At 71.1% G+C, this 19,037-nt stretch carries 16 protein-coding genes; 9 read left to right on the forward strand and 7 right to left on the reverse strand.

The window, feature by feature from the left end; genetic code table 11:
* Positions 1–256: 256 nt before the first annotated feature.
* The 6 genes from ACIBK8_RS17085 to ACIBK8_RS17110 all read left to right on the forward strand — a co-directional run bounded on the left by ACIBK8_RS17085 (position 257) and on the right by ACIBK8_RS17110 (position 9,302).
* Positions 257–1,075: a TIGR03084 family metal-binding protein gene (locus ACIBK8_RS17085; protein ID WP_399042640.1), complete on the forward strand. Its 819-nt coding sequence runs from the start codon at positions 257–259 to the stop codon at positions 1,073–1,075.
* Positions 1,072–2,784 (forward strand): acyclic terpene utilization AtuA family protein, encoded by a 1,713-nt coding sequence (locus ACIBK8_RS17090; protein WP_399042641.1) that lies wholly within the window; start codon positions 1,072–1,074, stop codon positions 2,782–2,784. Before ACIBK8_RS17085 ends, ACIBK8_RS17090 begins: the two co-directional genes overlap by 4 nt.
* Positions 2,781–4,379: an acyl-CoA carboxylase subunit beta gene (locus ACIBK8_RS17095; protein ID WP_399042642.1), complete on the forward strand. Its 1,599-nt coding sequence runs from the start codon at positions 2,781–2,783 to the stop codon at positions 4,377–4,379. The genes ACIBK8_RS17090 and ACIBK8_RS17095 overlap by 4 nt, the downstream gene beginning before the upstream one ends.
* Positions 4,380–4,387: 8 nt before the next feature.
* Positions 4,388–6,334 (forward strand): acetyl/propionyl/methylcrotonyl-CoA carboxylase subunit alpha, encoded by a 1,947-nt coding sequence (locus ACIBK8_RS17100; RefSeq protein WP_399042644.1) that lies wholly within the window; start codon positions 4,388–4,390, stop codon positions 6,332–6,334.
* Positions 6,335–6,409: 75 nt separating this feature from the next.
* Entirely contained in the window at positions 6,410–7,573 is a 1,164-nt protein-coding gene (locus tag ACIBK8_RS17105; RefSeq protein WP_399042828.1) for an acyl-CoA dehydrogenase family protein, read from the forward strand.
* Between the two features lie 145 nt (positions 7,574–7,718).
* A complete protein-coding gene (locus ACIBK8_RS17110) occupies positions 7,719–9,302 on the forward strand; it encodes a 4-coumarate--CoA ligase family protein (RefSeq protein ID WP_399042646.1) in 1,584 nt (527 codons plus the stop codon).
* A gap of 289 nt (positions 9,303–9,591) precedes the next feature.
* Here ACIBK8_RS17110 and ACIBK8_RS17115 read toward each other — a convergent pair whose 3' ends face one another.
* The 6 genes from ACIBK8_RS17115 to ACIBK8_RS17140 form a co-directional block, all read right to left on the reverse strand.
* Positions 9,592–9,804, reverse strand: coding sequence for a hypothetical protein (locus ACIBK8_RS17115; protein ID WP_399042647.1), 213 nt, complete (start codon positions 9,802–9,804; stop codon positions 9,592–9,594).
* A gap of 85 nt (positions 9,805–9,889) precedes the next feature.
* Positions 9,890–10,294 carry a hypothetical protein gene (locus tag ACIBK8_RS17120; protein WP_399042649.1) on the reverse strand — a complete coding sequence of 135 codons (405 nt, stop codon included), beginning with the start codon at positions 10,292–10,294 and terminating at the stop codon, positions 9,890–9,892.
* A complete protein-coding gene (locus ACIBK8_RS17125) occupies positions 10,291–10,662 on the reverse strand; it encodes a DUF6415 family natural product biosynthesis protein (RefSeq protein ID WP_399042650.1) in 372 nt (123 codons plus the stop codon). Before ACIBK8_RS17125 ends, ACIBK8_RS17120 begins: the two co-directional genes overlap by 4 nt.
* Before the next feature lie 115 nt (positions 10,663–10,777).
* Positions 10,778–11,959: a helix-turn-helix domain-containing protein gene (locus ACIBK8_RS17130; protein ID WP_399042651.1), complete on the reverse strand. Its 1,182-nt coding sequence runs from the start codon at positions 11,957–11,959 to the stop codon at positions 10,778–10,780.
* 136 nt (positions 11,960–12,095) lie between these two features.
* Positions 12,096–12,758 (reverse strand): HAD family hydrolase, encoded by a 663-nt coding sequence (locus ACIBK8_RS17135; protein ID WP_399042652.1) that lies wholly within the window; start codon positions 12,756–12,758, stop codon positions 12,096–12,098.
* Positions 12,759–12,867: 109 nt separating this feature from the next.
* Positions 12,868–14,586 carry a carbamoyltransferase N-terminal domain-containing protein gene (locus tag ACIBK8_RS17140; protein ID WP_399042653.1) on the reverse strand — a complete coding sequence of 573 codons (1,719 nt, stop codon included), beginning with the start codon at positions 14,584–14,586 and terminating at the stop codon, positions 12,868–12,870.
* Between the two features lie 516 nt (positions 14,587–15,102).
* Between ACIBK8_RS17140 and ACIBK8_RS17145 the strand changes: the two genes are divergently transcribed.
* Both ACIBK8_RS17145 and ACIBK8_RS17150 read left to right on the forward strand, forming a co-directional pair.
* Entirely contained in the window at positions 15,103–15,957 is an 855-nt protein-coding gene (locus ACIBK8_RS17145) for an enoyl-CoA hydratase family protein (protein ID WP_399042654.1), read from the forward strand.
* Complete coding sequence (locus ACIBK8_RS17150) at positions 15,945–16,559, forward strand: TetR/AcrR family transcriptional regulator (RefSeq protein WP_399042655.1); 615 nt, start codon at positions 15,945–15,947, stop codon at positions 16,557–16,559. The genes ACIBK8_RS17145 and ACIBK8_RS17150 overlap by 13 nt, the downstream gene beginning before the upstream one ends.
* A 48-nt stretch (positions 16,560–16,607) precedes the next feature.
* Here the strand turns inward: ACIBK8_RS17150 and ACIBK8_RS17155 are convergent, their stop codons facing one another.
* Positions 16,608–17,702 (reverse strand): citrate synthase 2, encoded by a 1,095-nt coding sequence (locus ACIBK8_RS17155; RefSeq protein WP_399042656.1) that lies wholly within the window; start codon positions 17,700–17,702, stop codon positions 16,608–16,610.
* 525 nt (positions 17,703–18,227) lie between these two features.
* On the opposite strand from ACIBK8_RS17155, the gene pdxH reads away from it, so the two are divergent.
* Entirely contained in the window at positions 18,228–18,851 is a 624-nt protein-coding gene (gene pdxH, locus ACIBK8_RS17160; RefSeq protein WP_399042830.1) for a pyridoxamine 5'-phosphate oxidase, read from the forward strand.
* The last annotated feature ends 186 nt before the right edge of the window (positions 18,852–19,037 follow it).

The following is a 19,037-nucleotide window of genomic DNA, read 5'->3' on the forward strand; positions in this document are numbered from 1 at the left end:
GGCGCGTTCCGGGCCCGGAGTCGGCCGAACAGGCACAGGTCCCGGAGTCGAACGAACCAGGCCCCCGAGTCGGCCGAAAAATCATGCAGGCGTGCTTGATTGTTTCTGCGGTCGCTGCCAGTCTCGAACCGCACCGCAGGCACCGCCGCCGCACCGGGCACCACCCGCCCGCGTCCCCGGCGGGCAGCCACCGCACGAATCCGCAGTCATCCAGGCCCCGCCGACGCGGCGTACGGGCCGACGAGGGGAGTGTCGCGTGTCCGATCCCGGCGCCGTTCTGGCGGACCTCAGGGACGAGAGCGAGGAGCTGGACGCCCTGGTCGCCGACCTCCCGGCCGAGCGGTGGGCGGACCCCACACCGGCCGACGGCTGGCGCGTCGCCCACCAGATCGCGCACCTGGCCTGGACCGACCGGCAGGCACTGCTCTCCGCCACCGACCCCGACGCCTTCGCCGATGCCGTACGGGTGGCACTCCGGTCGCCGCTGACCTTCGTCGACGAGGGCGCCGAAGCCGGTGCGCGGCAGCGGCCCGAGCGGCTGCTGGCCGGCTGGCGGGAGGGGCGCGAGGCGCTGCTGCGGGCGCTCGGCGGGCAGCCGGACGGCGCGAAACTCGGGTGGTTCGGGCCGCCGATGAGCGTCGCGTCGATGGCCACCGGGCGGCTGATGGAGACCTGGGCACACGGCCAGGACGTCGCCGACGCGCTCGGCGTGACCCGTACGCCCACCGCCCGGCTGCGGCACGTCGCCAGGATCGGCGTGCGGGCCCGTAATTTCTCCTACGCCGCGCATCAACTCGACCCTCCGGGCGAGGAGTTCCGCGTCGAGCTGCGGGCGCCCGACGGCACGCTGTGGACGTACGGGCCCGAGGGCGCGGGGCAGCGGGTGACCGGCGACGCGCTGGAGTTCTGCCTGCTGGTCACGCAGCGGGCGCACCGTGACGATGTGCCGGACGTACGGGCCGAAGGCGCCGAAGCCGAGCGGTGGCTCGGCATCGCGCAGGCATTCGCCGGGCCGCCGGGCAAGGGCAGGCCGCCGGCGGCCGGGCGGACCCGGGACGCGGGCGGCGGCGCATGAGCGGCGCGGTGCTGCGGGTCGGCAACGCCTCCGGGTTCTACGGCGACCGGTTCGACGCGGTGCGCGAGATGCTCACCGGCGGCCCGCTGGACGTCCTGACCGGCGACTACCTCGCCGAGCTGACCATGCTGATCCTCGGCAGGGACCGTCTGAAGAACCCGGACCGCGGCTATGCCAGGACGTTCCTGCGGCAGTTGGAGGACGGGCTCGGGCTCGCCGTCGAGCGCGGCGTGCGGATCGTCACCAACGCGGGCGGGCTGCATCCGGCCGGACTCGCCGACGCCGTACGGGAGTTGGCGGACCGGGTCGGGGTGCCGGTGCGGGTGGCGCACGTCGAGGGTGATGATCTGCTGGCCGGTGGCGGTGACGGCGCGCGGTGGGGTGACGGGGTGCTGACCGCCAACGCCTATCTGGGCGGCGGCGGGATCGCCGCGTGTCTGCGGGCCGGTGCCGATGTGGTGGTGACCGGCAGGGTCACCGACGCCGCGCTGGTCAGCGGCGCGGCGGCGGCCCACTTCGGCTGGGGGCCGCAGGACCTGGACGCGTTGGCGGGCGCCGTCGTCGCGGGCCACGTCCTGGAGTGCGGCACCCAGGCGACCGGCGGCAACTACAGCTTCTTCGGCGCCCACGACGTGCGGCGGCCCGGCTTCCCGCTCGCCGAGATCGCCGCCGACGGCAGCGCGGTGATCACCAAGCACCCGGGCACCGGCGGCGCCGTCACCACCGGCACGGTCACCGCCCAACTGCTCTACGAAACGGCCGGCGCGCGCTACCCGGGCCCGGACGTCACGGCCAGGCTCGACACCGTACGGCTGCACGAGGACGGGCCCGACCGGGTCGCGATCGACGGAGTCCGCGGGGAGGCGCCGCCGCCGACGCTCAAGGCCGGGCTGACCCGGATCGGCGGCTGGCGCAACGAGGTCACGTTCGTGCTGACCGGACTCGACGTGGACGCCAAGGCCCGGCTCGTCCGCGAGCAGATGGCGGCGGCACTCGCCGCGGCGCCGAAGCCGCCCGCCGAGGTGCGGTGGACGCTGGCCCGCACCGACCGCGACGACGCGGACGTGCAGGAAGAGGCGAGCGCGCTGCTGCGGCTCGTGGTGCGGGACACCGACCCGGAAGCGGTGGGCCGGGCGGTCAGCGGCGCCGCCGTCGAACTGGCGCTGGGCAGCTACCCCGGCTTCCACGTCACCGCGCCACCGGGCAAGGGCGCCCCGTACGGCGTCTTCGAAGCGGTGGCGGTGGACGCGGGCGAGGTGACGCACACCGCGGTGCTGCCCGACGGGCGGCGCGTGACGATCCAACCAGCCCCGCAATCACGGGAGTTGGCGCGGCTCGCGGACCCGGCACCGCCCGAGCCGCCGGACGCGGCGCTGCCCACCAGACGGGCGCCGCTCGGCCTGGTCGCCGGGGCGCGCAGCGGGGACAAGGGCGGCTCGGCCAACGTCGGCGTGTGGGCCCGCACCGAGGAGGCGTGGCGGTGGCTCGCGCATGCGCTGACCGTCGAGACCTTCCGTGAACTGCTGCCCGAGACGGCCGGGTTGCCGGTCGACCGGCACGTACTGCCCGGACTGCGGGCGCTGAACTTCGTCGTCGAAGGGCTGCTGGGGGACGGCGTCGCCGCACAGGCCCGCTTCGATCCGCAGGCCAAGGCCGTGGGGGAGTGGCTGCGCTCGCGGCACATGGACATACCGGAGGCTCTGCTGTGACCCTGCTCAGGACCGCGCTCGACCCATCGGGTGCCGAGTACGCGGAACGCCGTACGGAAATGCTCGCGAAGCTGGCCGATGTCGGTCAGGCGCACGAGCAGGCGCTCGCGGGCGGCGGCGAGAAGTACCTCGCCCGGCACCGGAAGCGCGGCAAACTGCCCGCCCGCGAGCGGATCGAACTGCTCATCGACCCCGACACCCCCTTCCTCGAACTCTCCCCGCTCGCCGCCTGGGGCAGCGACTACGCCGTGGGCGCCTCGCTGGTCTGCGGCATCGGCGTCATCGAGGGCGTGGAGTGCCTGATCACCGCCAACGACCCGACCGTACGCGGCGGTGCGAGCAACCCCTGGACGCTGAAGAAGGCGCTGCGGGCCAACGAGATCGCCCGCACCAACCGGCTGCCGGTCGTCTCGCTCGTCGAGTCGGGCGGCGCGGACCTGCCCAGCCAGAAGGAGATCTTCATCCCGGGCGGGGCGCTCTTCAAGGACCTCACCCGGCTCTCCGCGGCCGGCATCCCGACCGTCGCCGTCGTCTTCGGCAACTCCACCGCGGGCGGCGCGTACGTCCCCGGCATGTCCGACCACGTCATCATGGTCAAGGAACGCGCCAAGGTGTTCCTCGGCGGCCCGCCGCTGGTCAAGATGGCGACCGGCGAGGAGAGCGACGACGAATCGCTGGGCGGCGCCGAGATGCACGCCCGCACCTCAGGGCTCGCCGACCACTTCGCGCTCGACGAGCCGGACGCGCTGCGCCGGGCCCGCCGCGTCGTCGCCCGCCTCAACTGGCGCAAGGCGCACGCCGATCCGGCCCCGGCCGAGCCGCCGAAGTACGACGAGGAGGAGCTGCTCGGCATCGTCCCCGGCGACCTCAAGGCGCCCTTCGACCCGCGCGAGGTCATCGCCCGGATCGTCGACGGCTCCGACTTCGACGAGTTCAAGCCGCTGTACGGGCCGAGCCTGACGACCGGCTGGGCCACCCTGCACGGCTATCCCGTCGGCATCCTCGCCAATGCGCAGGGCGTGCTGTTCAGCGCGGAGTCCCAAAAGGCCGCCCAGTTCATCCAGTTGGCGAACCAGCGGGACATTCCGCTGCTGTTCCTGCACAACACCACCGGCTACATGGTCGGCAAGGAATACGAACAGGGCGGCATCATCAAGCACGGCGCGATGATGATCAACGCGGTGTCGAACTCGAAGGTCCCGCACCTGAGCGTCCTGATGGGCGCCTCGTACGGCGCCGGCCACTACGGCATGTGCGGCCGTGCCTACGACCCGCGGTTCCTCTTCGCCTGGCCGAGCGCCAAATCCGCCGTCATGGGCCCGCAGCAGCTGGCCGGCGTGCTGTCCATCGTCGCCCGCGCCTCGGCAGCCGCCAAGGGGCAGCCCTACGACGACGAGTCCGACGCCGGGCTGCGCGCCATCGTCGAGCAGCAGATCGAGTCCGAGTCGCTGCCGATGTTCCTCTCCGGGCGGCTCTACGACGACGGCGTCATCGACCCCCGCGACACCCGAACCGTCCTCGGCCTGTGCCTGTCCGCCGTGCACACCGCCCCGGTCGAGGGCGCGCGCGGCGGCTTCGGCGTCTTCCGGATGTGAGGCAGCACATGACCACTTCGCCCCCAGCGGCCACCCCCGCCCCGCTGACCTGCGTCCTCGTCGCCAACCGCGGCGAGATCGCCCGCCGGGTCTTCCGCACCTGCCGGGAGGCGGGCCTGGCCACCGTCGCCGTGCACTCCGACGCGGACACCCGCGCCCCGCACGTCAGGGAAGCCGACACCGCCGTACGGCTGCCGGGCGACGCGCCCGCCGACACCTACCTGCGCGGCGACCTCGTCGTGAAGGCGGCCCTGGACGCGGGCGCCGACGCCGTCCACCCCGGCTACGGCTTCCTCTCCGAGAACGCCGCCTTCGCCGCCGCGGTCACCGACGCCGGGCTGACCTGGATCGGCCCGCCGCCCGCCGCCATCGAGGCGATGGCGTCCAAGACCCGCGCCAAGGAGCTGATGGCGGCGGCCGGCGTGCCGCTCCTCGCGCCCGTCGACCCGGCGCTCGCCACCGAGGCCGAGCTGCCGCTGCTGGTGAAGGCGGCGGCGGGCGGCGGCGGACGCGGCATGCGGATCGTTGAGCAACTGGACGCGCTGGAAGGGGAGTTGGGGGCGGCGCGGGCCGAAGCCGCCGCGGCGTTCGGTGACGGCGAGGTGTTCGTCGAGCCGTACGTCGTCGGCGGACGCCACGTCGAGGTGCAGATACTCGCCGACGCGCACGGCACCGTCTGGACCCTCGGCACCCGCGACTGCTCCCTCCAGCGCCGCCACCAGAAAGTCATCGAGGAGGCACCCGCACCCGGCCTCCCGGACGCGCTGCGCCACACCCTGCACGAGGCCGCCGCGCAGGCCGCCCGCGCGATCGGCTACCGCGGCGCCGGAACCGTCGAATTCCTGGTGTCGGCCGACGGCCGGGCGCACTTCCTGGAGATGAACACCCGCCTCCAGGTCGAGCACCCCGTCACCGAGGAGATCTACCGGCTCGACCTGGTGGCGCTCCAGCTGAGCGTCGCCCGGGGCGAGCCGCTGGACGCCGCGCCGCCGCAGCCGCGCGGCCACGCCGTCGAGGCGCGCCTCTACGCCGAAGACCCCGCCGCCGGCTGGCAGCCGCAGACCGGCACCCTGCACCGGCTGTCCGTACCCGGCGCCGTCCGCCTCGACTCCGGCGTCACCGACGGCGACACCGTCACCGCGCACTACGACCCGATGCTCGCCAAGGTCATCGCCTGGGCGCCGACCCGCACCGAAGCCGTCCGCAAGCTCGCACACGCCCTGGAACGGGCCCGCATCCACGGCCCCGTCACCAACCGCGACCTGCTGGTCCGCTCGCTGCGGCACCCCGAGTTCAGCGCCGCCACCGGCCTGGACACCGGCTTCTACGAGCGCCACCTCGCCGCCCTCACCACCCGCGACACCGCCCGCGCCGCCCGCGAACGGCTCGCCGCGCTCGCCGCCGCACTCGCCGACGCGCACGGCCGCTCCCGCTTCGGCGGCTTCCGCAACGTCCCCTCGCAGCCGCAGTCCAAGAGCTACGCGGGCGACGGCGGCGACGCGGCCACCCACGAGATCCGCTACCGCATCGACCGCGCGGGGCTGCACGCCGACGACTTCCCCGGCGCCCGCCTGCTGGACCTCGCCGCCGACCGCGTCGTCCTCGAAGTGGACGGCCTGCGAAGGGAGTTCACCGTCGCCCGCTACGGCGACCGCATCCACACCGACACCGCGACCGGCGCCCACGCCTTCACCGCCCTGCCCCGCTTCCCCGACCCCACGGCCCGCGCCGAACCCGGCTCGCTGCTCGCGCCGATGCCGGGCACCGTCATCCGCATCGCGCCGGGACTCGCCGAGGGCGCCGCGGTCGAAGCCGGGCAGCCGCTGCTGTGGCTGGAGGCCATGAAGATGGAACACAAGATCACCGCACCCGCCGCCGGCACCCTGGCCAGCCTGCCGGTCACGGCCGGCGCACAGGTCGAGGTCGGCACCCTCCTCGCCGTCGTCGCCGACTGACCGCAGGCGCCCGCCCCTCGGGGTGTGTCCGCGCCCCTCACCCACCGCACAGATGGAGCAGCCATGAGCAACGCCATGAGCAACCCTGTGATCGAGACCGAGGAACACCGTGCCCTGCGCAGCGCCGTCGCCGCGCTCGGCAAGCGCTACGGACGCGAGTACTTCACCCGCGTCGTCGCCGACGGCAAGCACACCGACGACCTGTGGAACGAGGCCGCGGGACTCGGCTACCTCGGCGTCAACCTCCCCGACGAGTACGGCGGCGGAGGCGGCGGCATCGCCGAACTCTCCCTCGTACTCGAAGAGTTGGGTGCGGCGGGCTGCCCCCTCCTCATGCTCGTCGTCTCACCCGCCATCTGCGGCACCGTCATCGCCCGCTTCGGCACCGACGAACAGAAGCGGACCTGGCTGCCAGGACTCGCCGACGGCAGCCGCAAAATGGCCTTCGGCATCACCGAACCCGACGCCGGATCCAACTCGCACCGCATCACCACCACCGCCCGCCGCGACGGCTCGGACTGGATACTCAACGGCCGCAAGGTCTTCGTCTCCGGCGTCGACATCGCCGACGCCACCCTCATCGTCAGCCGCACCGAGGACGCGAAGACCGGCCGCCTCAAGCCCTGCCTCTTCATCGTCCCGCGCGACGCCCCCGGCTTTGGCCGCAGCCCCATCACCATGGAACTCGCCGCCCCCGAGAAGCAGTTCGAGCTGACACTCGACGACGTGCGGCTGCCCGCCGAAGCGCTGGTCGGCGACGAGGACGCCGGGCTGCTGCAACTCTTCGCGGGCCTCAACCCCGAGCGCATCATGACCGCAGCCTTCGCCCTCGGCATGGGCCGCTACGCACTCGAACGGGCCGTCGACTACGCCCGCACCCGGCAGGTCTGGAAGGAGCCCATCGGCGCCCACCAGGCCATCGCCCACCCCCTCGCGCAGGCCCACATCGACCTGGAACTCGCCCGGTTGATGATGCAGAAGGCCGCGCACCTCTACGACGCGGGCGACGACATGGGCGCAGGTGAGGCCGCCAACATGGCCAAATACGCGGCCGGCGAGGCCGCCGTACGCGCCGTCGACCAGGCCGTCCACACCCTCGGCGGCAACGGCCTGACCCAGGAGTACGGCCTGGCGTCCCTGATCACCGCCGCCCGGGTGGCCCGCATCGCCCCCGTCAGCCGCGAAATGATCCTCAACTACGTGTCCCACCAGTCCCTGGGACTGCCCAAGTCGTACTGAGATCTGCTGTAGTCGTACGGAAATCCGCTGTAGCCGTACCGAGATCCGCCGTAGTCGTACCGAGATCCGCTGTATTGGCGCGCATCCCCCGGGCGCCGGCCCGCCGGCGCCCGCTCCCGCCACCCCAGGGGAAGGACCCAGCACGGTGTCCCACGTATTCCACAGCGAGTACCCCGCCATCACCCCCGTGGAAGAGCCGATCCACTCCTACGTACTCGGGCGCGCCGCCGCACACGGCGACCACCCGGCACTGATCGACGGCACCGACGGCACCACCCTCAGCCACACCCAACTCGACCACCACAGCCGCCGGATCGCCGCCGCCCTCGCCGAGACCGGACTCCGCAAGGGCGACGTGCTCGCCCTGCACAGCCCCAACAGCCTGGCCTTCCCCGCCGTCTTCTACGCCGCCTCGCGCTGCGGCGCCGCCGTCACCACCGTCCACCCGCTCGCCACCGCCGAGGAGTTGGGCAAACAGCTGGGGGACTCCGGCGCCCGCTGGCTCGTCACCGTCGCCGCCCTGCTCGACACCGCCCGCGCCGCCGCCGACCTGGCAGGCGGCATCACCGAGATCTTCGTCTGCGACCGCGCCGCAGGCCACCGCTCCCTCCTCGACCTGCTCGCCTCCACCGCACCGGAACCCGACGTCACCATCGACCCCGCCCAGGACCTCGCCGTCCTCCCCTACTCCTCGGGCACCACCGGCACCCCCAAGGGCGTGATGCTCACCCACCGCAGCATCGCCACCAACCTCGCCCAGCTCGACAGCCTCATCTCCAGCGGCCCAGGCGACCGGGTACTCGCGGTGCTGCCGTTCTTCCACCTGTACGGCCTCACGTCCCTCATGAACGCCCCGCTGCGCAACGGCTCAACCGTCGTCGTCCTGCCCCGCTTCGACCTGGAACAGTTCCTCGCGGCCATCGCCGAACACCGCATCACCGCCGTCTACGCCGCACCCCCCATCGTGCTCGCCCTGGCCAAGCACCCCCTGGTCGCCCGCTACGACCTCTCCTCCCTGGAGTACCTCGTCAGCGCCGCCGCACCCCTGGACGCCGAACTGGCCGCCGCCTGCTCCCGCCGCCTGGGCCTGCCACCCATCCTCCAGGCGTACGGCATGACGGAACTGTCACCCGGCAGCCACGCGGTGCCGCGCGGCACCGAGAACGCCCCACCGGGAGCCGTCGGCAAGCTGCTCCCCAACACCGAAATGCGCATCGTCTCCCTGGAAACCGGCGAGGACCTGCCGCCCGGCCACAGCGGCGAGATCGTGCTCCGCGGCCCCCAGGTCATGAAGGGCTACCTGGGACGGCCCGCCGAAACCGACGCCATGATCACCCCCGACGGCTGGCTGCACACCGGCGACGTCGGACGCACCGACGAGAACGGCTGGCTGCACGTCGTCGACCGCGTCAAGGAACTCATCAAGTACAAGGGCTACCAAGTCGCCCCCGCCGAACTGGAAGCCCTGCTCCTCACCCACGACGACATCACCGACGCCGCCGTCATCGGCGTCCCCGACGAAGCCGGCAACGAACTCCCCAAGGCATACGTCGTGCGCCGCGAGGGCGCCGAACTGAGCGCGGACGACATCCTCACGTACGCCGCCGCCCGTGTCGCCCCGTACAAACGCATCCGCCACGTGGAATTCACCGAGGCGGTGCCGCGCGCGGTGACGGGGAAGATCCTGCGGCGGGAGCTCCGGGAGCGGGAGCGGCGTTCCGTGGGCTGATGACGGATGCCGGCTCGGCCCAGCTGAGCCGAGCCGAGCCGGCGCCCGGGGCGGTGTCGCCTACGCCGCAGCGGTGCTGCTCATGTGCCGGTCCCCGGCCAGCAGTTCAGAGGTGATGAGGCGACATGAGGTGGCGGGTCAGTGCCCTTCCAGGGAACCGCGTCCAAGGCGTTCGGGCCGGGCGCGCAGTGGCCGCAGAGTGTGCGGATGACGCACGGCCCGGAGGCGGTGTCGATGTAGACGTCGCGCAGGCCCCGGGTGGAACCGCAATCGCAGCGTTCGGAGACGGTCACCTGGCGCCTCCCCGGTTGCCGACGCGGAAGGCGTCGGCCCGCGCGGCCCGCGGGTGCGCCTCGGGAACATGGAGAGGCGACTGCCGCGGGGTGCGGGCGCAGGGCTCGCAGAGCGGTAGTTCCCAGCCGGGACCGGAGGCCGCGTGCTGGTAGACCTCCGCTACGCCTTCGGTGGTGCCGCAGGTGTCGCAGCGTTCGGGGGTGGTCATGGGAAAGTCCTTTCCTGGCTGTGTACTTGAGTTGTCGCTCACGCGCCGGTCCCACAGGTCCGGCTGCGAAAGCTCGCGCCATCCGTCACGGATGTCTCCTGGTGAAGGTGTTGAGGGTGCGCAGGTCGGACTCCTCGAACGTCGTGGCGGTGTGGCCGCCGGCGCCCGCGATGTGGCGCTGGAACGCGCTGCGGACGGCATGGTCGGCGCTGAGGCGGTCCCAGTTGTGCACCAGACACACCACGGGGCGCCCGAGTGCATGCCCGTCGGCCGTCAGCTGCCGCACGAGGTTCATGAACTCCGGCCGCTGTGACGGGAGTTCGTGCAAGGCGTCGACCCCGCGGTCTATCCAGACGCCGACGACCTGCCATCCGTAACGCTCGGCGGTGTTCCGGCAGCCCAGGAGGCGCATGTCCAGCAGGCGTCGGGAATGGTGGGCGGGGGTCCGGTCGTAGACGTATGCGTAGGCGTGGAGAGGTGCGTCACTCACGAGCCACCATCGCCGCACCGTGCCAGTAACCATTGGCAGTCGTGGGCAAGTTGCTGCACCTGGACGTTGGCGGAGAGTGGTCCTGTCGGCAGATCTCGGCGCGTTTGTTTCTCAATGCTGTCGAAACGAGCCGTCAGCCGATTCGCCTCGACACTGCCGTGCCGCGGGGCGCGGGCCGATTTCCGTGCCAGGGGCAGTAGAAGCGCGATGTGACCACGTAGTGCCTGCTGCAGTTCGACCAGCATTGTGCGGTCAGGTTGCCCCGCCGCCAGCCGCATGGCTGCGTTGATCGCCGCCGTAGCGATCTCTGCATCGGCCGGGTCGAACTCGGCGCGTAGCGATTCGGTTTCTGGTGGATGCGTCTTCACTGTGACTCCCCGGCTGTTGTGTAACTCACAACATCAGGGTGACGAAGTGCGAAGGCCCCAACTATCAAAGCTTTTTGATAGTTGGGGCCAAACCTCTACCCGCTGCTACTTCGGGTCACATGCCGATCCAGTGGGCATAGTTGGCGAACGATTCCGGCACTGATCGGTAGTGCGACGTCAGGTCTTCCATTGTCTGCCGCACCAACGGGCTGTACCGCGTCTGCTGCGGTGCGACCGAGCGCGCGCGCCGGAGCGAGGCGTACGCGTCCTCCGGTTTGCCGGACCACATTTCCGCCCGTGCCAGATCCGCGTAGTGGTGGCCGACTCGTGATGGCGGCAACGTACTCAGGTCGGCGCCGCGGGCCGCTTGTACCGCATCGGCATACTTGTCCATCTCTGCGAGCGCCGCCACGCGGTGAAGGGTCACGTTCGCTGGGCCGAAGCTGACCCATAGCGCCTGTTCGGCAGGTCCAGTGCGGTCGGCGATGAGCTGTGCCTCAGAGAGATGCCCCGCGACGTCGTCCTCGCGCTGGTCCCTGGCCGCGAGGATGGCCGCGCCCAGGTGTAGCTGCCCGGTCACCACGTCCCGCAACAGCCCGGCTTCCGCTTGTTCGATGGTCCGTAGCCCTATTCCGACCAGCCGCTTTCCGGTGGTGTATTGGGCGGCCCGCAGGTAGGCCAGACCTCGCAGGTACTGGCGAAGCGTCCCCAGTACCGGGTCGGAGGCACGGGCCGCCGCCCAATCCAGTCGGTCCAGGGCCAGTGTCGCCAGGTCGGTGTACCCGAGCTTCGTCGAAACGTCGTACGCCGTCCTGTACAGCGAAGCCAGCGTGCGCCACATATCGTCCGACGGGCTCAGATAGGCGGCCGTAGTCGCCTCGTGGATGAGAGCCGGCAACTCCGCCGTGACGGCTTTGATGTTCGTTTCACGGACCATCGCGCACAGTTGGTCTGCGGCTGCGTCCAGAGCCAACTGTTGCCGAGGCCGGATCTCCGGGTCTGCGCCAAGGTCGTAGACGTCCAGCGCCTCGCGGATCGGCTGGATCAGCCTGTCGATCTGGTCGGCGCGCAGTTCCTCTATGTACGGCTGACCAGTGATGTCCGCTGTCGAGAGGCCCATGGCGCGGGCAACTGCTCCGATGAACGCCGGACTTGCCGGGGCTTTTCCCTGCTCGACCTTGCTGATGAGGGAAGTCGATACGTTGGCGCGCTGGGCTAGCCCCGTTTGCGTCAGATGATGGATGCCGCGAAGGCGCGCGACGCGCGCACCGGTGTGCTCAGACGGGATGGCAGGCATACTGAACTCCGTTCTGACTCGACATCAGAACGGTACCCCGCGGCCTCGCGCGCTGGTATGGAGAAGGGCCCTGCGTTGTCAGCGCTGGGCCCTTCTCCGTGTGTGGGGCAAGGCGCCCACGCATGGACGATGACAGTCAGTGCCCTGGCCCGTTGAACTTCGTGATGGCCTCGGGCAGGTCCATCAGCGATGCGATGCGGAACGTCGGCAGGTCACGAGCCTCGGCCGTATTCCACTGGATCGTCGCCCACGGGCCCCGATGAATCAGTGCGGTGCGCATCCCGGCCGCGGCCCCTGGCCTGAGGTCGTTGTCGACCCGGTCGCCGACGTAGAGGATCTCATCCGCTGTGAACGGGACGGCGTCGGCGACCCGTTCGAAGAAGAGCGGGTCGGGCTTGGCGGCGCCCCAGTCGTCCGATGTGCCGATCAGGTCGACATCGTCGCTGAACAATTCGCGGAGGATGCCGCCCGCCCGTACGGTCTGATTGCCCGCAATCCCCAACCGCAGCCCATCGGCTCGCAGTTGTGCAAGTGCCGGTCGTACGTCCGAGTACAGGTCGCTCTCATCGAAGTGCTCCGGTCGGCCGGCGTCCGCGCGTGCCTGGCGCTGCGCGTCGAGATCGAAACCCGGAGCGAATTCCTGGAAAACCTCCCGGTAATCCCGCCCCTGCGCGATGACCGCACCGAACATCGCTGCGAAGGTATGGCGCGGAACGCCCAGCCAGTCCGCCCAGGTTCCGTATTCCCGTGTCTCGTCGACCAGGCACTCACCGACATCGAAGACCACAGCGCGAATCATGGCGACACTGTACTGAGGGGGCTGATGACGGACGCCGGCTCGGCCCAGTTGAGCCGAGCCGAGCCGGCCGGTGTCCAGGGCGATTGCGCCTACCCCCGGCGTGTCCCTCTCACAGTCGGGAAGGCGAGGACTTGCCGGCCTGCTCCGGATGGATGAAGAGGCGGCCGTCCGACCAGATGTAGCGGGCGCGGCCCCATGCGGCGGCCGATGCGATGTCCGGGAAGAAGCCGCGTCCGTTGTGGTTGGCGCTGGTGTTGCACAGGACGGGGATGCCGGTCAGTTCCTCATAGGCCGTGAGGATGCGCGCGGTGGCGCTGTTCGATGTGCGGCTGATCGTCTGCAGCCGCGCAGTGCCGTCGAGGTGGATGACCGCCGGAATGCGGTTCACCCACTGTGGACGTACGCGGTGGTCGAAGAGCATGAACGGGTCGTCGCAGCCCGGATCGAACACCTCACCGGCCCGGTGCGCGAGGCAGACCGGTGCGACGGGGCGGTAGGCTTCCCGGTCCTTCATCGCGTTGAGCAGGTCTTTGGTCCCGGCGTTGGTGGCGGGAGCGATGATGCTGCGGTTGCCCAGTGCCCTTGGCCCCAGCTCTGCGCGGCCGGAGAGGACGACGACGGGTGATCCGTCGGTGTGCAGCAGTTCGGCCAGTTGGCGTTCGTCGCAGTCCCGTACTTGCCATCCTTCCGGCAAGGCCCCGTCCTGTTGGAGGCGTGGGCCGCTGTAGACGTCCCAGGCGAGAGAGTGGTGTTGCGTGCTGTGCACCATCTCGCAGCAGGCGGTGCCGATAGCGGCGCCGGAATCATTGGGAAACGGCGGAACCCAGATCTCATCGAAGAGCCCGGTGGCCCGGATCACCGAGTTCCATTTGATGTTGAGAGCGCAGCCTCCGGCCATCACAAGACGCGGATACCGGCCTTTGTACTTGCTGTGCACCACGGCCGAGAGGGCGGATACGAGAGCGCGGCCAAGATATTCCTGGAAGGTCGCGATGAGGTCGGCATCCGACATGCCGGGAAAGAGACGCTCGCGCTCGGCGACCAACTCTCGGTCCAGGGCGATGCTGTTCTCCCTGGCCGCCTCGGACATGCCGCCGAGGGCAGCGTCGAGAACGGGGAGCGCGCCCTCCTCAACCTTGCCCAATGCCGTGTAGGCCATTGCCTTTCCGGGGACGGAGTGGTGGTGCCGCTTCTCCGCTTCCTGGTCAATGTGCGGGGTGTTTGCGCGAAATGGCGCGAAGTTGGAGCAGAAGAGGGAGAACAGCCTGCCACGGAACGGCAGTAGGCGGTCCACGAGCCTGACGGACCCCTCCTGCGGCGTGATTTCGTACAGCCGCGCCGTAATTCCGCCGTCCCACACAAGGGCGAGAGTGTCGTGGCTCTGTGCGGCGAAAGGGCTGGAGCAGTAGGCGCCGATCAGGTGGTTCGCCACGTGGTGGTAGCTGGCGTAGCCGGGAGTTCTCTTGCTGAAGTCGTGTGCGGTGAAGGTGTAGCGGTGCAGGGGGTCGGTTGACAGGGAACCGTCCACGTAAGGCGCTACGGGAAGGAACGTTGGTTCTCCGTCCTTGGATGTGGATACGGTCCACGGGTTCTTGGCGGACGTCCGCCAACCGTCTACGACGAAGCGGTCGATGTCCTCGGGCTCCATACCCTCGGACCTGAGAATGTCCGGCACTCGGCGGAGATCTCCCAGTGGGCTGTAACGCGGGGAGTTGTCGATCTTCTCTGCCTCGATGCTGAAGACCAGGCGGTTTCCGTCGATTACCGCTATGCCGCCGTCATGTGAAACCTTGATACCGCAGATCAGCAAAGCAATGCCCTTTCTCATGGCATGCGCATACGGCTGACTCGGACCTGAAGTGCCCGCAAGGTGGGGCTGCCGGTGATGCTGCCCTGGCGGCGCTGCGCAAAAACCGTACTCTCCGTCAGTTTCCCTGCAGTGCTGCCCGAGGAAAGCAGCTCGGCCTTCATCGCATTCGTCACTGACGTCACGCGAGTCGCTTCGTGTCATTCAACCTGTCAGGGATAACGGTGTCTATTGCCCGTTCGGTCGTTGGAAAGCGGGCCGACCTTGAGTGAATGGGACCGGGTGGAACACGGTCATAGTGGCCTTCTCGGGCGTGGATTTCGGTCATGGGCCCGTCCGTTCGTGTTCCGGCGGACGGAGCGCCGTTCCCGATGCCCCGCGGGCCGGGTCCGGCCGAGCCGCTGCCTCGGTCCGATAAACCATGCAAGCGCGCTTGATTGTTCTCCCTGGCGCTGTCACCCTCGGAAGGCCGCCGAGCCTGCGCTCGCTCCGAGCGCGCCGCGAACTGCGCGCCAGGGAAAGGAGTTCTGGGGTCTGATGACCGACGCCACCACCGACGCCGAGAACGTCGCAGCGTCCGAAAACGTCGCAGCGTGCGAGAGCGCCGCAGCGTCCGAGAGCGCCGCAGCGGGCGGCGGGCCGCTCGTGCGGGTCGCCCGTGACCGCGGGATCACCACCCTCACCCTGGACTCGCCGCACAACCGCAACGCGCTGTCCGCCCGGCTGGTCGACGAGCTACGCCGGGCGCTGGACGAGGCCGCCGCCGACGACGCCACCCGCGCCGTCGTCCTCACCCACACCGGCACCACCTTCTGCGCCGGCGCCGACCTGTCCGAGGCCACCGCACCCGGCGCCGCGACGTCCGCGCCGCTGGGCCTGGCCCGGCTGCTGCGCGCCCTCGTCGAGCTGCCCACGCCGGTCGTCGCCCGCGTCACGGGACACGTAAGGGCCGGCGGGCTCGGACTGCTCGGCGCCTGCGACATCTCGGCCGCAGGTCCCGCCGCCACCTTCGCGTTCACCGAAGCGCGGCTCGGGCTCGCGCCCGCCGTCATCTCGCTGCCGCTGCTGCCGCGCCTCGACCCGCGCGCCGCCGGGCGCTACTACCTGACGGGCGAACGGTTCGACGCGGCGGAAGCGGCCCGCATCGGTCTGGTGACGCTCGCGCCGGATGACGTCGACGCGGGGCTCGCGCCGGTCATCGACGGCCTGCGCAAGGGCTCGCCGCAGGGGCTCGCCGCGTCGAAGAAGCTGGTCACGGCCGAGGTGCTGCGGGCGTTCGACCGGGACACCGAGGCGCTGGCCGAGGAGTCGGCGCGGCTCTTCGGGTCCGAAGAGGCCCGCGAGGGCATGACCGCCTTCCTGGAGCGGAGGGCCCCGCGATGGGCGCGGTGAACACGCCGCGCAGCGCCAAGGCACCGCAGCAGGAACGCAGCCGCGCCACCCGGCGCAAGCTGCTGGAAGCCGCCGTGTCCTGCCTGGCGGAGCACGGCTGGGCGGGCTCCACGGTCGCCGTCGTCGCGGAGCGGGCCGGTGTCTCCCGGGGCGCGGCCCAGCACCATTTCCCCACCCGCGAGGACCTGTTCACCGCCGCCGTCGAATACGTCGCCGAGGAACGCTCGCAGGCGCTGCGCGACCTCTTCCCCGAACGGGCCGCGGGCGCCGTCGACCGCAAGGCCGTCGTCACCGCCGTCGTCGACCTCTACACGGGGCCGCTGTTCCGGGCCGCGCTGCACCTCTGGGTCGCCGCGTCCGACGAGGAACAGCTGCGGCCCCGCGTCACCGAGCTGGAGGCCAGGGTCGGCCGCGAATCCCACCGCATCGCCGTGGAACTCCTCGGCGTGGACGAATCCGTACCCGGTGTCCGCGAGACCGTCCAGGGGCTGCTGGACATGGCCCGTGGGCTGGGGCTCGCCACGCTGCTCAGCGACGACACGGCGCGGCGCGAGCGGGTCGTGATGCAGTGGGGCGCGCTGCTGGACCGCGCACTGGGGTGAACAGGGGCGCGGGGCCCGCCCGTTGGCGAGCCCCGCGCACCACATCCGTCAGGCGCCGTCGTAGCCGGCGATCTCCCGCGGGTCGCGCGCACCGGGGCCGACGTAGCGCGCCGACGGCCGTACGAGCCGCCCGGTGCGCTTCTGCTCCAGGATGTGCGCGCTCCAGCCCGCCGTGCGGGCGCAGGTGAACATCGACGTGAACATGTGCGCCGGGACCTCGGCGAAGTCCAGCACGATCGCCGCCCAGAACTCCACGTTCGTGGCCAGCACCCGGTCGGGGCGGCGGTTGTGCAGCTCGTCGAGCGCGGCCCGCTCCAGCGCCTCGGCCACCTCGAAACGGGGCGCGTCCAGCTCCTTGGCGGTCCGCCGCAGCACCCGCGCCCGGGGGTCCTCGGCACGGTAGACGCGGTGGCCGAAGCCCATCAGCCGCTCGCCGTTGTCCAGCGCCCTGCGCACAAAGCCCGCCGCGTCGCCGGTCCGCTCGATCTCCTCGATCATGCCGAGCACCCGCGACGGCGCGCCGCCGTGCAGCGGGCCCGACATCGCACCGACCGCCCCGGACAGCGCGGCGGCGGCATCGGCCCCGGTGGAGGCGATGACCCGGGCGGTGAACGTCGAGGCGTTCATGCCGTGCTCGGCCGCCGACGTCCAATAGGCGTCCACCGCCGCGACGTGCTTGGGGTCGGGCTCGCCGCGCCAGCGCCGCATGAAGCGCTCCACGACGGTCTCCGCCTTGTCGATCTCCCGCTGCGGCACCATCGGCAGGCCCTGCCCGCGCGCCGACTGCGCCACGTACGACAGGGCCATCACCGCGGCGCGCGCGAGGTTGTCGCGCGCCGTCCGCTCGTCGATGTCGAGCAGCGGCTTCAGGCCCCACACGGGCGCGAGCATGGCGAGCGCCGACTGCACATCGACCCGGATGTCACCGGAGTGCACGGGAATCGGGAACGGCTCGGCGGGTGGCAGCCCCGGGGTGAACGCCCCGTCCACCAGCAGGCCCCAGACCTTCTCGAACGTCACGTGCCCCACGAGGTCTTCGATGTCGACCCCGCGATAGCGCAGCGCACCACCCTCCTTGTCCGGTTCGGCGATCTCCGTCTCGAACGCGACGACTCCCTCAAGTCCGGGTACGAAGTCGGACATCAGGCGGCTCCTCAAGATGGGGACGGCAAACGGCCGTGGTGACCGGCTGCCGTGCGGTCGGATCTGTCTGCGGCGCCGGTGCGGTTACGCGGCTGCGCCTGGCAGCTCGCGGTCCGTACCGGTCACCCCGGGGATGCCCGGCGATGGCAAGGATGACGCGACGGTTCCGCCCGAGGGGGGACGGCCCATGGGCGCTGTGCGTGTCGTGCGGTGTCTTGGGTCGGCCGTGGGCCGACGCGTGGCTCTCCGGGGCCGCGACGCGTACCCGGCCCGGACACGATAGTGGTCGATGTCCGGAGTCCACAGTGTGCGGCCCCTCGATTTTGGCGGGTTCCCCACCTGCGGGGAAGCGTGACGTCCGGCACAGTGATCGATTCGCCGACGGGAGGGTTACGTCCCGGCGACGAGGGGCAGACTTTCCCCCTCGCGGCCTGCCGGTACGCGGACCCATACGGCAAGATGAGGGCCGTGCACCCCGCCGACGAGCCCTCTCCCGAAGACCGTTCCGCGTTCGATCCCTCGTCCATGCGCGCCCAGTACCGCGCCGACGGACTCACCGGACCCGACCTCGCGGCCGAGCCCCACGAGCAGTTCGCGCGCTGGTTCAAGGACGCGGCGGCGGCCGGACTGCACGAGCCGAACGCCATGGTCGTCTCGACCGCCGACGCGGCGGGCCGGCCCAGCTCACGGACCGTGCTGCTCAAGGCGTTCGACGACCGCGGCTTTGTGTTCTTCACCAACTACACCAGCCGCAAGGGCCGGGAACTCGGCGAGAACCCGCACATCTCGCTGCTCTTCCCCTGGCACCCGCTGGCCCGCCAGGTCATCGTCATCGGCACCGCCGCCCGCATCGGCAGGGACGAGACCGCCGCCTACTTCCGCTCCCGGCCGCACGGCTCACAACTCGGCGCCTGGGCCAGCGACCAGTCGTCGCCCGTCGCCTCGCGCGCCGAACTGGAGCGCGCCTACGAGGAGTTGGCGGCCCGTTACCCGGAGGGCGAGCAGGTGCCGGCGCCGCCGCACTGGGGCGGCTACCGCGTCACCGCCGAGACGGTGGAATTCTGGCAGGGCCGCGAGAACCGGCTGCACGACCGGCTGCGGTACGTGCGCACCGGCGGGACCTGGACCGTCGAGCGCCTGGCCCCCTGAAGGCGGGGCGCGGCCCGGGGGAGTGCCTGGGACGGTCCGCACACGCAGACGACCCGCGGGCTGCTTCCCCCGCGCCATGAGGCGCGAAGGACCGGTCGGACGAACCGGTAGCCCGCGGGTCGGGTGACTGCTGGGAATGGGCCGACTGCGCATCTGCAGTATGCGCGGTCCGGCGCTGCACTGGGT

Origin of the sequence: Streptomyces sp. NPDC050161, from assembly GCF_044460025.1 — a bacterium.
Classification (GTDB): Bacteria; Actinomycetota; Actinomycetes; order Streptomycetales; family Streptomycetaceae; genus Streptomyces.